Raw genomic sequence first — 14,150 nt, forward strand, 5'->3', positions numbered from 1 at the left:
CCGGCCCGGCCGAGACCGCCCGGAACCCCGCGCGCGGCCGCTCCCCGCAACCCGGCAGGGACCGGCACCGCCCGGCACCGGCCCCTGCCGTTCCCGCAGGTCAGCGGGGGTTTCTAGAGGTCGTAGTACAGCTCGAACTCGTGCGGGTGGGGGCGGAGGGCGATCGGGGCGATCTCGTTGGTGCGCTTGTAGTCGATCCAGGTCTCGATGAGGTCCGAGGTGAAGACGTTGCCGGCGAGGAGGTACTCGTGGTCGGCTTCCAGGGCCTCCAGGACGGCGGGGAGGGAGGAGGGCACCTGGGGGACGTTGGCGTGTTCCTCGGGGGCCAGCTCGTAGAGGTCCTTGTCGACCGGCTCCAGCGGCTCGATCTTGTTGCGGATGCCGTCGAGGCCGGCCATCAGCATGGCGGAGAAGGCCAGGTAGGGGTTGGAGGCCGGGTCGGGGGCGCGGAACTCGATGCGCTTGGCCTTGGCGTTGGAGCCGGTGATCGGGATGCGGATCGCGGCGGAGCGGTTGCGCTGCGAGTAGACCAGGTTGACCGGCGCCTCGAAGCCCGGCACCAGGCGGTGGTAGGAGTTCACCGAGGGGTTGGTGAAGGCCAGCAGCGAGGGGGCGTGCCGCAGCAGGCCGCCGATGTAGTAGCGGGCGGTGTCGGAGAGCCCGGCGTAGCCCTGCTCGTCGTAGAAGAGCGGCGTGCCCTCGCTCCACAGGGACTGGTGGACGTGCATGCCCGAGCCGTTGTCGCCGAAGATCGGCTTGGGCATGAAGGTGGCGGTCTTGCCGTTGCGCCAGGCGACGTTCTTGATGATGTACTTGAACAGCATCAGGTCGTCGGCGGCGTGCAGCAGGGTGTTGAACCTGTAGTTGATCTCGGCCTGGCCGGCGGTGCCGACCTCGTGGTGCTGGCGCTCGACCTCCAGCCCGGCCTTGGCGAGCTCCAGCGACATCTCGGCGCGCAGGTCGGCGAAGTGGTCGACCGGCGGGACGGGGAAGTACCCGCCCTTGTACTTGACCTTGTAGCCGCGCACGTCGCCCTCGGCGGCGCCGGTGTTCCAGGCGCCGGCCTCCGAGTCGATGTGGTAGAAGGACGCGTTGGCGCTGGTCTCGAAGCGGACCGAGTCGAAGACGTAGAACTCGGCCTCGGGCCCGAAGAACGCGGTGTCGGCGATGCCGGAGGAGGCGAGGTAGGCCTCGGCCTTCCTGGCGACGTTGCGCGGGTCGCGGCTGTACGCCTCGCCGGTGACCGGGTCCTGGATGAAGAAGTTGATGTTGAGGTGCTTCTCGGCCCGGAACGGGTCGAGGCGGGCCGTGGCGAGGTCCGGCACGAGGGCCATGTCGGACTCGTGGATGGCCTGGAAGCCGCGGATCGACGAGCCGTCGAACATCAGGATCTCGGACGGATCGAAGGTCGCCGCAGGTACGGAGAAGTGCTGCAAGACGCCCGGCAGGTCGCAGAAACGGACGTCGACGAACTTCACGTCGTTGTCCTGGATGAACTGCTTCACTTCGGCGGCGTTGTTGAACATCCATCCTCCTCGGCGTGCGAATTGGGCTCACCATAGGAATGGGTCGTTTCCAGTCGGTGACCCGCTCGTTTCCTAGATGTTAACCACGACCGCCGGACGGGTGGCAAAGACGTACGGGGCGGTACAAATCGCCCCGCCGGGCTGGGCACTCTTCCGCAAGTGGTCTGGACCACTTGGAAAGCCCCCGGAACGGCGATTCACCCGGTCGGGGGTGGCGCCCCGGCCGGAGGGGAGCCGGTGGCAGCGCACGCCGTCGGCCCGGTTAGTGTGGATTCGTGGACACCAGAGAAGCGTTGGGATCGTGGATCGACGGCCCCCGGGCGGCCGCCGAGAAGATGGGCGCCGACTTCGGCCATCGCGGCGAGCGCCTCGGGCTGCCCAAGGAGGGCCCCGGCTCGATCGCCGGCCCCGGCCGCCGGATCGGCGCCCTGTTCGTGGACGGCTGGCTCGTCGCCCTGATCTCGTACGGGCTGATCGCCCGCGGCGACCAGGCCGAGGCCAACCTGTGGAGCAGCCCGCTGTACTTCGTCGTCGCGGCCCTGCTGCTGTCCACCACCGGTACGACGGTCGGCAAGCGGCTGTTCGGCCTCCGGGTGGTCCGCCTGGACGGCCGCCGCGCGACCATCCCGCAGGTCCTGCTGCGCACCCTGCTGCTCTGCCTGGTGGTGCCGCCGCTGGTCTGGGACCGCGACACCCGCGGCCTGCACGACAAGGCGGTCGGTACCGTCGAGGTCCGGATCTAGCGCCGGTCCCGAGACGCCGAACGGCCCCGCCGCGGAAGCTCCGCGGCGGGGCCGTTCTCGTGTCGTCAGGGGAGGGGGGTCAGCGGACCTGGCCGCCCTTGGGCATCCGGGCGCCCTTCGGCATCGGGCCCTTGGGGATCGGCGCCTTGGAGAGCAGGTCGCCCAGCGCGCGCAGGCGGTCGTTGGTCTCGGTGACCTGGGCGGCGGTGATGGCGCGGGGCAGGCGCATCAGGTGGATCTGGAGCTTCTTCAGCGGGATCTCGCCCTCGCCGTTGCCCACCACGATGTCGTGCACCGGCACGTCGCCGACCACGCGGGCCATCTTCTTCTTCTCGGAGGCCAGCAGCTGGCGAACCCGGTTCGGGTTGCCCTCGCCGATCAGCGCGATGCCGGCCCGGCCCACGGCGCGGTAGACCGCGTCCTGGTTACGGGTGACCGCGACCGGGGTGGTGTTGGAGCTCCAGCCGCGCCGGATGTTGTTCAGCACCGCCGCGACGGCGCCCGGCTGCCCCTCCATCTGCCCGAACGCGGCGCGCTCGGCCCGGCGCCCGAAGACGATCGCCATGGCCAGCACGGCCACGATGAAGCCCAGGATGCCCAGGTAGACAGGGTGCTCGATCGCGAAGCCGATGGCGAGGAACACGCCGAAGGTCAGCAGGCCGACGCCGGCGATGATCAGGCCGATCTTGGTGTCGACCTTCTTGGTCATGGTGTACGCCAGACGGATCTGCTTCAGCCGTCCGGGGTTCTCGGATGTTTCCCTCGCCATAACGCTCATGGTACGTGGCACGGGTGCGGGATATCCAAGCCCGGGTACCCGTTCGCCCCAACCGTGACCCGTGCGCCCGCACGCCGTCGCGCACAGCGACGCCGGGGCCGTGCGGCCGTCGCGCAGAGCGACGCCGACGCCCCATCCCCGTCGTGCGGAGCGACGCCGACGCCTCAGCGCCGTACCGGTCGGCTCACCGGCCCCGCGGTCCCCGCCGCTCCCGCCGCCGCGTCGTCGTGCTGGCGGTCCGCCGCGTACCGGCGGTTCTCGCACACCGCCGCCCACGCGTTGCGACGGGCGTGCTGCTGGCCGGGGGCCAGCAGCACGCTCTCGGCGAACCGCAGGGCCACCCCCATCGACCGGATCCGCATCCGCATGCCGAACAGCTCCTCTCCTGGCTGAGATGGCTGAGAAGAATCGAACGCTCACCAGGCGTCCAGAGTCCCCACTCCGTGTTACCAGCCCGTGACCAGGCAGTCAAAGCGTGGTGAAGCCAAAAGGGCGGAGCCGAAGCTCCGCCCTTCCCATGGCTTGAACCGATCGGGGGACCGTCAGACCGCAGCCTGCTCGCGCCGCTCCAGCGCCTGCCGGTACAGCCGGCCGGCCCGGTACGAGGACCGCACCAGCGGGCCCGACATGACGCCCGCGAAGCCCAGCTCCTCGGCCTCCTCCTGGAGCTCGACGAACTCCTGCGGCTTCACCCAGCGCTCCACCGGGTGGTGGCGCAGCGAGGGGCGCAGGTACTGGGTGATGGTGATCAGCTCGCAGCCGGCGCCGACCAGGTCGGCCAGCGCCTGGCTGACCTCCTCGCGGGTCTCGCCCATGCCCAGGATCAGGTTGGACTTGGTCACCAGCCCGGCCGCGCGGGCCTGGGTGATGACGTCCAGCGAGCGCTCGTAGCGGAACGCCGGGCGGATCCGCTTGAAGATCCGCGGCACCGTCTCGACGTTGTGCGCGAGCACCTCGGGGCGGGAGGAGAAGACCTCGGCCAGCTGCTCGGGCACCGCGTTGAAGTCGGGGATGAGCAGCTCGACGCCGGTGCGGCCGGCCTCGCGGCCGGCGGTCATCGCGTGTACCTGGCGCACGGTCTCGGCGTACAGCCAGGCGCCGCCGTCCTCCAGATCGTCGCGGGCGACGCCGGTGATGGTGGCGTAGTTGAGGTCCATGGTGACGATGGACTCGGCGACCCGGCGCGGCTCGTCGCGGTCGAACTCGGCGGGCTTGCCGGTGTCGATCTGGCAGAAGTCGCAGCGGCGGGTGCACTGGTCACCGCCGATGAGGAAGGTCGCCTCGCGGTCCTCCCAGCACTCGAAGATGTTGGGGCAGCCGGCCTCCTGGCAGACCGTGTGCAGCCCCTCCTTCTTCACCAGCGACTGGAGGGCGTTGTACTCCGGGCCCATCTTCGCGCGGGTCTTGATCCACTCGGGCTTCCGCTCGATGGGGGTCTCGCTGTTGCGGACCTCCAGGCGGAGAAGCTTCCTGCCGTCGGGCGCGACAGCGGACACGTGCGACTCCTAGAACTAGACGGGGTACCCCCAGGGTACGCCCGTGGTTGTACGGCCTTCGCCGGGGCTGCCGCCCCGCAATCGCAGGGCAACACGGCTACCGGTCAGTAGATTCCCAGCGGCCGCCGGGACTTCCGGCGGCCGTCAAAGGGTAGGGGTTCGGCGATGTTCAGCGGCTCGGCGCCGGCTCCGGCAGTTCGGCCAGGACCTCCGCCAGGTGCCGCTCGACCACCGGCGCCGCCTCGGCGACCGGCAGTCCACGCTTCAGCTCGCCGGTGAGCGAGGCGACGCCCGCGTCCCGGATGCCGCACGGGACGATCTTGTCGAACCAGGTCATGTCCGGGTCGCAGTTGAGCGCGAAGCCGTGCATGGTCACCCCGCGGGCGACCCGCACGCCGATCGCGGCGAGCTTGCGGTCGTCCCCGCGCTGACCGGCGTTGGAGGGCGCGTACTCGGGGCCGGCCAGCCGCGGGTCGATGCCCAGGGGCAGGCCCATCCGCAGGGTCAGCTTGCCGATGTCCACCACCTGCGCCGGGTCCACCACGGCGTCCGGGATGGACTCGCCCAGCACCCAGACCCCGCTGCGGCCCTCGACCCGGGTGGACCCGATGCCGAACTCGTCGGCGGTGCGGATCAGCGCCTCCTCCAGCCGGCGGACGTAGGCGATGACGTCGATCGGGTCGGGCAGCTTGACGATCGGGTAGCCGACCAGCTGGCCGGGGCCGTGCCAGGTGATCTCGCCGCCCCGGTTGACCTCGACCACCGGGGTGCCGTCCAGCGGGAGGTCGGCGGGGTTGGTGCGCTTGCCCATGGTGTACACGGACTGGTGCTCCAGGAGCAGGACGGTGTCGGGGATCTCGTCCGCGACCCGCAGCGCGTGCAGCCGCTGCTGCTCCTCCCAGGCCTCCTGGTAGGGCACGGTCCGCTCACCTATGCCCATGCGAACAAAACGCACGTTCTCGCTCACCGTCTTGCACTCCTTGCCGGGCGTTCGAGACCAACCTCGCCACTGTACGCCCAGCCTGTCCGAACCCCTTCAGCCCGCCCGTGAGCAGCCGCCCGTGAGCAGCCGTCGCCGCCCCGCTCGGCTCCCCGCGGACCGCTGCCCCGCTCAGCTCCGCGCGAGCAGCTGCAACCGCAGCGCGAGCTGGAGCTCCAGCGACCGCTCCGGCTGGTTCCAGTCCCGTCCGAGCAGCGCCTCGACCCGGTCCAGCCGCTGGACCACGGTGTTCACGTGGACGTGCAGCTCGTCCTTGGCCCGGGTCAGGCTGCCGCCGCAGTCGAAGTAGGCGCGCAGGGTGCGGACCAGCTCGGTGCCGCGCCGGGCGTCGTACGCCAGCAGCGGGCCGAGCGTCGCGCCGACGAAGCCGTCCACGTCGTGGCCGTCGCCGAGCAGCACGCCGAGGAAGCCGAGCGCGCGGGCGGAGGCGCCCTCCCCGGTGCGGCCGAGCACCCGCAGCGCCCGGACGCAGCGCAGGCCCTCGCCGTAGGAGGCGGCCAGCGCGGACGGCCCGGCGGCCGGGCGGCCCGCGCCGACGGTGACCGGGAACCCGGCCAGCCGGGCCAGCCGCTCGGCGGCCTGCCGGGCGGTCCCCTCGGGGTCGTCGGTGCTGCCGGTCTCGACGGGTACCAGCAGCACCACTGCCTCGGCGTGCTCGGCGCTGACGCCCCGCGAGCCGAACAGGTAGCGCCGGGCCGCGCCGGCCAGCCGGCCCCGGTCGTCTCCCTTCCCGTCGGCCGGTTCCGCGACCAGCACCAGGTGCGGCCGGGCGAGGTCGACGCCGAGCCGGCGGCCGCGCGCGGTGAGCCCGGCCGGGTCGCGCTCGGGGGCGGTCAGCAGGTCGGTGAGCAGTTCGCCGCGGACCCGGTTCTCGGTCTCGGCGACCGAGCGGCGCAGCAGCAGGAGCAGCGCGGTGACCACACTGGCCCGCTCGAACAGCCGCCGGTCGGGGTCGTCGAGGTCGGGCCGGCCGCGCAGCACCATGGTGCCGAGCGCGTCGTGCCCGGCCAGCACCGCGCAGACCCACTGCTCGCCGTGCCGTACGGACCGGCCCTCGGCGCGGGAGGCGGCGACCGCCTCGGCCAGTTCGGCGGCGGGTGTGGAGCGTCCGGCCAGCGGCTCGCCCTCGGCGTCCAGGACCGCTATCTCCCCGCCCAGCAGGGCGGCGACGGCGGCGGCGACGTCCGGGACCTCGGCGCCGCGCAGCACCAGGTCGGTGAGCCGGTCGTGCGCCTGCTCGGCGCGCTGGACGGCGGCGGAGTGGGCCCGGACCAGCTCGTTGGCGGCGTTCAGCTCGGCGAGCGCGGCCCGGGTGTCGGCCAGGGACTTGGCGGTGTCCAGGGCGATCGCGGCGTGCGCGGCCAGCGAGCAGAGCAGCGCGACCTCGTCGGGGGAGAAGGCGCGCGGCGTGCGGTCGGCGGCGAACAGCACGCCGATGACCTGCCCGCCGAGCAGCAGAGGTACCCCGATGATCGCCACCAGGCCCTCGTCCAGCACGCCCGCGTCGATCGTGCCGGTGTGGTGGAAGCGCTCGTCGGTGCGGTAGTCGGGGGTGGCGTAGGGGCGGGCGGCCTGCGCGACCAGTCCGCCCAGGCCGTCACCGAGGCTCAGCCGCAGGGTCTGGAACAGGACGGAGACCGAGCCGTCGGTGACGCGCATGTAGGTGTCGCCGGCGGCCTCGTCCGGCAGGGTCAGGTAGGCGGTGTCGGTGCCGAGCAGCATCCGGGCCCGGCGGACGATCGCCTGGAGCACGGTGTCCAGGTCCCGGGAGGCGGCGAGGTCCCCGGCGGTGTCGAACAGTGCGGTCAACTCCGCTTCGCGGCGCCGGTGCTGACGCAGGGTGCGATGGACTCGCAGCGCCTGCCAGGTGGCGTCGTCGATCTCGGCGAGGACGGCGGCCGACGCCCCGCGGCGGCGGGCGTCGGCCAGCACGTCGGCGAAGTCCTCGGTGGCGGCGCCGGAGGCGAGCAGGTCGAGCAGCCGCCGCAGCGCGGGCGCGGCGCTTTCGTGAGGGTGGTTCATGGTGCGTGCTGCCAATCGGCGTCGGTTCCGTGGGTTCCGAGAAAGCGCGATCGTATCGGCTGGGCCCTCAGGCGACGGCGGGCTTTCCGGCCGCCGCGGCGTCCGCCTCCTGCCCGTCCCCTTCCGCGACCTCCGCGAGGTCCTGGCCCCTGGTCTCCCGGCCGCAGAGCACCGCCAGCACGGTGATCGCCGCCGCGATGGCGACGTACACCGCGATGGGGGTGGCGCTGCCGTAGTCCTTGAGCAGCGCGGTGGCGATCAGCGGCGCCGGGGCACCGGCCGCCACCGAGGAGAACTGGGCCCCGATCGAGGCGCCCGAGTACCGCATCCGGGTCGCGAACAGCTCGGAGAAGAAGGCGGCTTGGGGCGCGTACATGGCGCTGTGGAAGACCAGGCCGACGGTCACGGCGGTGACCAGCGAGCCGAAGGACCTGGTGTCGACCAGGCCGAAGAAGACGAAGGCCCAGGCGCCCACCCCGACCGCGCCCACCAGGTACACCGGCTTGCGCCCGACCCGGTCGGACAGTGCGCCGAACAGCGGGATCAGCGCGAACTGGATCGCGGAGGCGATCAGGACGGCGTTCAGCGCGGTCTGCTTGGAGAAGTGGGCGTGGGTGACGGCGTAGGTCAGGACGAAGGTGGTCATGACGTAGTACGAGATGTTCTCCGCCATCCGCGCGCCCATGGCCACCAGCACCTCCCGCCAGTGGTTCCGCAACACCTCCACCAGCGGCGGCCGTTCGGCCGTCCGCCGCTCCTTCTGCCGCTGCTGCTGCGCCGCCAGCGCCTGCTTGAACAGCGGCGACTCGTCCACCGCGAGCCGGATCCACATCCCGACCACGACCAGCACCGCCGACAGCAGGAACGGCACCCGCCAGCCCCACGCCAGGAACGCCTCGTCCGACTGCACCGCCGTCATCAGCGACAGCACCCCGGCCGCGAGCAGGTTCCCGGCCGGCGCCCCGCCCTGCGGCCAGGACGCCCAGAACCCCCGCCGCCGCCGGTCGCCGTGCTCCGACACCAGGAGCACGGCGCCGCCCCACTCACCGCCCAGCGCGAAGCCCTGCACCAGCCGCAGCACCGTCAGCAGGACCGGTGCCGCGACCCCGATCGAGTCGTACGTCGGCAGCAGCCCGATCGCCGTGGTCGACCCGCCCATCAGCAGCAGGCTCACCACCAGCAGCCTCTTGCGTCCGACCCGGTCCCCGAAGTGGCCGAACACCAGCGCCCCGAGCGGCCGCGCCGCGAACCCGATCGCGTAGGTGAGGAAGGACAGCAGCGTCCCGGTCAGCGGATCGCTGTGCGGGAAGAACAGCTTCCCGAACACCAGCGCCGCCGCCGTTCCGTACAGGAAGTAGTCGTACCACTCGATCGTCGTGCCGATCAGGCTCGCGGCCACCACTCTCGGGAGTGAGCTGGTCGCCGCCGAACCACGTGCAGGGGCGTTCATGGTCACCACTTCCAGAACCAGGGGGAGACGATGTCGCCACAAGGTAGGAAGCACCCGACCCCGGGACTATGTGGGTGGCCCATGCAGTCCCGGGGTCGAATGTGTCCGCCCGCCCTATGAGAGGGGCGGCTGGATCGCGGAGCGCTCTCCGCTCAGTGCGCCGTCCAGCCGCCGTCGACGGGAAGGCTGGCGCCGGTGATGTAGGAGGCGGCGGGGGAGCAGAGCCACAGGGCGAGCTGGGCGACCTCGTCGGGTTCGATGAGGCGCTTCACCGCGGTGCGGTCGAGCATGATCCGCTCGACCACCTCGTCCTCGGGTATGCCGTGGGCGAGCGCCTGGCCGGCGATCTGCTTCTCCACCAGCGGAGTCCGGACGTAGCCCGGGTTGATGCAGTTGCTGGTGACGCCGTGCGGCGCGCCCTCCAGGGCGACGGTCTTGCTCAGGCCCTCCAGCGCGTGCTTCGCGGTGACGTACGCGGACTTGAAGGCGCTGGCGCGCAGGCCGTGGACGGAGGAGATGTTGACGACCCGCCCCCACTCCTGCGCGTACATGTGCGGCAGGGTGCGGCGCAGGATGCGGAACGGGGCCTCGACCATGACGCGCTGGATGAGCGTGAAGCGGTCCGGCGGGAACTCGTGCACGGGCGCGACGTGCTGGAGGCCGGCGTTGTTGACGACGATGTCGGCGTCGTCCGGCAGGGCGTCCACGGCCCCGGGGTCGCCGAGGTCGGCGACGATCGCGCGGCCGCCGATCCGTTCGGCGAGCTCCTCGGCCGGGCCGGCCGCGAGGTCGACGACGTAGACCCGGGCGCCGGCCCCGGCGAAGGCCTCGGCGCAGGCCCGGCCGATGCCCGAGGCGGCCCCGGTGACCATGGCCGTGCGGCCGGCGAGCGGGCGGGCAGTAGAGGTGTCCATGGCCGAGAACGGTAGGAATCCGACGGCCCCACTCCCATGTGGCGGGCCGCCACAGCATCCAGCCGGGCTGTGGTGCTGTCCGCCATGACGCCGGAGCGAGGTCCGAACGGCGGATCGACCCTCGGAGGGGCCCTCGGAGGGACCCCCGGAACGGCCGACGGTTCGGCCCCGGAGGACCAAACCCAACCCGAGTCCGCTTCCCCACAATGGGCGCGGTTGCTTCACCCGTTCGGTGGATTGCTCGGTCAGATCCACCCATAGCGCCCGAATGCTCGCTACATTCACGCCGATTCCCGACAGGGGGCGCCGCCCCAGGCTGCCGAAGTGCTGGTGAAGCCCGGTGCGACGTCCGAGAGGTGTTGACAGACATGCCCCAACGGCCCGCAACCGACAGCCCGGCGTACGGACCGCTCGACCCGCTCGGCCAGCACCGAGGTCCGGTCGGCCGGACCCTTCCGGACGCCCCCGACGCCCCGACCGCCGAGACGCTGACCGCCGACGCCCCGGACGCCGACGACCTTCGGCTGCCGGTGCAGGCCACACCCGACCGGCACGAGAACCCCGTCGCGCCGGCGCCCGCCCCGGCCCGCAGCGGGCACTCCGGCCCGGCCCCGCAGAACGGCCAGCTCGCGGCGCTGATCGAGGAGGCCGGCTTCTCGCACGCGGGCCTCGCCCGCCGGGTCGACCAGCTCGGCCTGGAGCACGGCCTCGACCTGCGCTACGACAAGACCTCGGTCACCCGCTGGCTGCGCGGCCAGCAGCCGCGCGGGGCCACCCCGGCGCTGATCGCCGAGGTCTTCACCCGCCGGCTCGGCCGCCGTCTCACCGCCCAGGACCTCGGCCTGGACGCCTGCGCCCCGGTCTACGCAGGCCTGGAGTTCGCCGAGACGCCGCAGGAGGCGGTGGACATCGTGGCGAGCATGTGGCGTAAGGACAACGGCCCGCAGTCCGAGCTGCGGCGGATCGCCTTCACCCCGGCCGGCCTGGTCGTCCCCAGCCGGGACTGGCTGATCGGCCGCACCGACGAGCGGGTCGCCCGGGACGGTTCCACCCTGGCCCGGCCGGACGCCGCCACCGGCCCGCCGTCCGGCAGCGCCACCTCCGCGGCCATCACCGGTGCCCCGGCGCCGGGCGCGCCGGGCGCGTCCCCCGGGAGCCCGGTGCGCGGGCCGGCCGCCGGCGCTCCCACCGCCCGCAGCACCGCCGGGACCACCGGCACCGCCCCCACCATCGGCCGGGTGCCGATCCAGAGCCGCCGGCCGCCGGTCGCCGTCGAGCCGCCGTACACCGACCCGGCCCGCGAGTCCCGCCCCACCCTGCGGGTCGGCCGCGGCGACATCGCCGCCATCCGCGCCGTCGGCGACCTCTTCCGCGCGCTGGACCACGCCTACGGCGGCGGCCACGCCCGCCAGGCGCTGGTCCGCTACCTGGAGAGCGAGGCCGAGCCGATGCTGCGCGGCCGCTACGGCGAGCAGATCGGCCGGGCCCTGTTCGGCGCGGTCGCCGACCTCACCAGGCTGGCCGGCTGGACGTCCTTCGACATCGCCGCACACGGCCTCGCCCAGCGCTACTTCGTCCAGGCGCTGCGCCTGTCCCAGGCCGCCGGAGACCGGGCGCTCGGCGGCTACGTGCTGGTGACGATGAGCCAGCAGGCCGTCCACCTGGGCCACGGCCGGGAGGCGGTCCAGCTCGCCCGGGTCGCCCAGCAGGGCGTGGGCACCGCCGTGCCGCCGGTCGTCCAGTCACTGATGCACGCCGCCGAGGCGCGCGGGCACGGCCTGCTGGGCGACGTGCGGTCCTGCACCACCGCCCTGGTGCGTGCCGAGCGCTCCCTGGCGGCGGCCCGGACGGGCGATGAACTGCCCTCCTGGGCGCGGTACTTCGACGAGGCTCAGCTCTCCGACGAGTTCGCCCACTGCTACCGCGACCTCCAGCAGTGGCGGACCGCGGCGCAGCACGCCGAAAAGTCGCTGCGGCTGCGCTCGCCCGCCTACGCCCGCAGCCGGATCTTCTGCCGCCTGGTGCTGGCCACCGCCCGGCTCGGCATGGGGGACCTCGACGAGGCCTGCACCATGGCCACCGACGCGCTGCGGGCGGCGGGGGAGATGCGCTCGGCCCGCTCGCTGGAGTACGTCCGGGACTTCCACCGCCGCCTCACCCCCTACCGCGGCAGCCCGGTGGCCCGCGCCTTCGAGGAGACGGCCCGGCAGGCGGGAGTGATCTGACCCGGCGGGTGCGTGGGGAGCGGGCCCGCGGGCCCGGCGTGCGGAGGTCCGGGCCCACCGGCTCCCGGCGGCCCGGACCTCCGGCTGCTCCGCGTCGGCCGTCACCGGCGGCCGCACGCTGCCGCGCACCGGCTCGCCGGCGCGCCCGCGCCGAGCCCCACGGACACCGGGACCGGCCACGCGGCGCCCGCCCGTTGCGGCGGGCCGCCGCGCGGCTTGCCGGAGCCGATCTCGCCGCCGGCCGGGAACAGGGCCCGATGGCCGGTCGGGACAGGTGCCCCGGCACCCTGGCACGCCGTCGGTCTGTCACCCCGGCAGACCGCTGGTGTGTCCGGGTGCCTCGAAGGGCCGGGCGGCGGGCCCGGGTCGTCAGGCCGCCGCCTCGGCCTCCCGGGCGTCGGCAGGGAGGCCGAGGTCGCGCAGCACCGCCTGCGCCGCCCGCCGCCCGGAGACCAGCGCGCCCTGCACGGTGCTGGTGTCCCGGTGGTCTCCGGCGACGTACAGCCCGGCCAGCAGCCGCACCGGGCGGCGGGGGTTGTGCGGCGGCGGCATCGCGGGCAGCGCGTCCGGGACGTGCCGCACGCCGAGGAACTGCCAGCCCGACGTCGAGTGGTCGTACAGCTCGGCCAGCCGGGCCCGTACGGCCGGCTCCAGCCCGGCCGGGCCGCCCACGTCGAAGGCGCGGCGCCCGAGCACGGTGGTGGCGATCAGCGCCTGGCCGGCCGGGGCGTAGGACGGGTGCAGCTCGCTGAGCACCAGCGAGTGCGAGACCAGTGGCGGGTGCCCGTTCGGCCGGTCGCCGTCGAGCAGCAGGACGGCCTCGGCCAGCGGGGCGGCGTCGGCCGCGTGGTAGAAGGTCGTGACGGGGTGGAAGTCCGGCAGCCGCAGCCCGGGCAGCAGTTCGGCGGCGGAGCGGGCGTCGGTCGCGACGACGACGGCCTGGGCACCGATCCGCCCGTGTGCGAGGGTCTCCACGCCGTCCGCGGCGATCGAGGTGACCTGCACCCGGGTGCGGACGGTGTCGGCGGGCAGAGCGGCGGCCAGCTGGGCCGGTACCGCCGCGATCCCGCCGGCGGGCAGACAGGGCCGCCCGCGCGCGTACGAGCGCAGCACCAGGTCGGCGACCCGGCTGCTGGTGCCGAGTGCCGGATCGGAGAGCAGCGCGCTGAGCAGTGGGCGAAGGAAGCCGTCCACGGTGCGCTGGGCGAGGCCGTGCCCGGCCAGCGCGCGGGCGGTGGTGGTCTCCGGTCGGGTCTGGAGCCGGCCGACCTGGGTGGTGGCGAGCCGGCCGAGCCAGCCGGCCAGCCGGGCCTTGTCCAGCGGGCTGCCGAGCGGGGCACGGGTGGCGGCCTGCCGGGCGACGGCCAGTTGGGGGTCCCCGGCGCGGTAGCGGCGGCCGGCACTGTGCACCAGTACGCCGGGCGCGAGCGGGCGCAGGTCGAGGCGGTCGAGGTCGAGCGCGCGGCGCAGCTCGGGGAAGGCGGTGTTCAGCAGGTGGCTGCCGTCGTCGAGCCGGAATCCGTCCTGCTCGCGGGTGGCCATCCGGCCGCCGATCCGGTCGGTGGTCTCCAGGACCTGAACGGCGAGGCCGTGGCCGGTGAGCGCGCGGGCGGCGGCCAGGCCCGCGAGTCCGGCGCCGACCACGACGACGTCCGGGTCGGACGGCCGGCGGGCGCGGCGGGTGAAGTCGTACGTGGGCACTGGCGTGCTCCCTCCCTGGTCCCGGGGCTCCGGCCGACGCAGGCAGCGGGGTGCCGGGACACGGTCCGTGGAGGGTGATGCCCAGTCAGTGCGAGCATCAGACAAGCCCATCGGGCCGGATCCAGGGGTCGGGGAGGGTTGTGCGGCGCCAGGCGGGGGCGCGGTCACGGACAGTGCGTTGTGGCGGCCGGGTTCGGGGGTCGGCGGGCGCGTACGGTCACCGGGGGCGTGCGACGCGCCCGCCATGTGCTCCCGTGCGCCCCCTCCTCGGGCCCCCTCGGACCCCGCCCGGCAT

At 73.6% G+C, this 14,150-nt stretch carries 11 protein-coding genes; 2 read left to right on the forward strand and 9 right to left on the reverse strand.

Going from position 1 to position 14,150, the window contains the following annotated elements:
* Positions 1-113: 113 nt before the first annotated feature.
* The gene (gene glnA / locus AB0O11_RS04515) at positions 114-1,526 is read right to left on the reverse strand and encodes a type I glutamate--ammonia ligase (RefSeq protein WP_363381626.1); all 1,413 of its coding nucleotides are present in this window, start codon (positions 1,524-1,526) and stop codon (positions 114-116) included.
* 275 nt (positions 1,527-1,801) lie between these two features.
* Between glnA and AB0O11_RS04520 the strand changes: the two genes are divergently transcribed.
* On the forward strand, positions 1,802-2,269 hold the full coding sequence (locus tag AB0O11_RS04520) for an RDD family protein (protein ID WP_363381628.1): 468 nt from the start codon (positions 1,802-1,804) through the stop codon (positions 2,267-2,269).
* A gap of 79 nt (positions 2,270-2,348) precedes the next feature.
* Here AB0O11_RS04520 and AB0O11_RS04525 read toward each other — a convergent pair whose 3' ends face one another.
* The 7 genes from AB0O11_RS04525 to AB0O11_RS04555 all read right to left on the reverse strand — a co-directional run bounded on the left by AB0O11_RS04525 (position 2,349) and on the right by AB0O11_RS04555 (position 9,929).
* Entirely contained in the window at positions 2,349-3,038 is a 690-nt protein-coding gene (locus tag AB0O11_RS04525; protein ID WP_097238199.1) for a DUF4191 domain-containing protein, read from the reverse strand.
* Between the two features lie 173 nt (positions 3,039-3,211).
* A complete protein-coding gene (locus AB0O11_RS04530; protein WP_363381630.1) occupies positions 3,212-3,415 on the reverse strand; it encodes a hypothetical protein in 204 nt (67 codons plus the stop codon).
* 174 nt (positions 3,416-3,589) lie between these two features.
* Entirely contained in the window at positions 3,590-4,543 is a 954-nt protein-coding gene (lipA, locus tag AB0O11_RS04535; RefSeq protein ID WP_360349931.1) for a lipoyl synthase, read from the reverse strand.
* Between the two features lie 169 nt (positions 4,544-4,712).
* Complete coding sequence (gene lipB / locus AB0O11_RS04540; RefSeq protein ID WP_363381632.1) at positions 4,713-5,510, reverse strand: lipoyl(octanoyl) transferase LipB; 798 nt, start codon at positions 5,508-5,510, stop codon at positions 4,713-4,715.
* Positions 5,511-5,654: 144 nt separating this feature from the next.
* The gene (locus AB0O11_RS04545; protein WP_363381633.1) at positions 5,655-7,565 is read right to left on the reverse strand and encodes a helix-turn-helix domain-containing protein; all 1,911 of its coding nucleotides are present in this window, start codon (positions 7,563-7,565) and stop codon (positions 5,655-5,657) included.
* A gap of 67 nt (positions 7,566-7,632) precedes the next feature.
* Entirely contained in the window at positions 7,633-9,015 is a 1,383-nt protein-coding gene (locus AB0O11_RS04550) for an MFS transporter (RefSeq protein ID WP_363381635.1), read from the reverse strand.
* Positions 9,016-9,167: 152 nt separating this feature from the next.
* Positions 9,168-9,929 carry a 3-hydroxybutyrate dehydrogenase gene (locus tag AB0O11_RS04555; protein ID WP_363381637.1) on the reverse strand — a complete coding sequence of 254 codons (762 nt, stop codon included), beginning with the start codon at positions 9,927-9,929 and terminating at the stop codon, positions 9,168-9,170.
* Positions 9,930-10,297: 368 nt separating this feature from the next.
* Between AB0O11_RS04555 and AB0O11_RS04560 the strand changes: the two genes are divergently transcribed.
* Positions 10,298-12,154, forward strand: coding sequence for a regulator (locus AB0O11_RS04560; protein WP_363381639.1), 1,857 nt, complete (start codon positions 10,298-10,300; stop codon positions 12,152-12,154).
* A 369-nt stretch (positions 12,155-12,523) separates the two neighbouring features.
* Here the strand turns inward: AB0O11_RS04560 and AB0O11_RS04565 are convergent, their stop codons facing one another.
* Entirely contained in the window at positions 12,524-13,855 is a 1,332-nt protein-coding gene (locus tag AB0O11_RS04565; RefSeq protein WP_363381641.1) for an FAD-dependent oxidoreductase, read from the reverse strand.
* Positions 13,856-14,150 lie beyond the last annotated feature (295 nt).

This window comes from Kitasatospora sp. NPDC093102, assembly GCF_040683915.1.
GTDB lineage: Bacteria > Actinomycetota > Actinomycetes > Streptomycetales > Streptomycetaceae > Kitasatospora.

Excerpts from the sequence above, each read along its gene's own strand:
- glnA (WP_363381626.1), bottom strand. The coding sequence starts at position 1,526 with ATGTTCAACAACGCCGCCGAAGTGAAGCAGTTCATCCAGGACAACGAC.
- AB0O11_RS04525 (WP_097238199.1), bottom strand. The coding sequence starts at position 3,038 with ATGGCGAGGGAAACATCCGAGAACCCCGGACGGCTGAAGCAGATCCGT.
- AB0O11_RS04530 (WP_363381630.1), bottom strand. The coding sequence starts at position 3,415 with ATGCGGATGCGGATCCGGTCGATGGGGGTGGCCCTGCGGTTCGCCGAG.
- AB0O11_RS04545 (WP_363381633.1), bottom strand. The coding sequence starts at position 7,565 with ATGAACCACCCTCACGAAAGCGCCGCGCCCGCGCTGCGGCGGCTGCTC.
- AB0O11_RS04550 (WP_363381635.1), bottom strand. The coding sequence starts at position 9,015 with ATGAACGCCCCTGCACGTGGTTCGGCGGCGACCAGCTCACTCCCGAGA.
- AB0O11_RS04555 (WP_363381637.1), bottom strand. The coding sequence starts at position 9,929 with ATGGACACCTCTACTGCCCGCCCGCTCGCCGGCCGCACGGCCATGGTC.
- AB0O11_RS04560 (WP_363381639.1), top strand. The coding sequence starts at position 10,298 with ATGCCCCAACGGCCCGCAACCGACAGCCCGGCGTACGGACCGCTCGAC.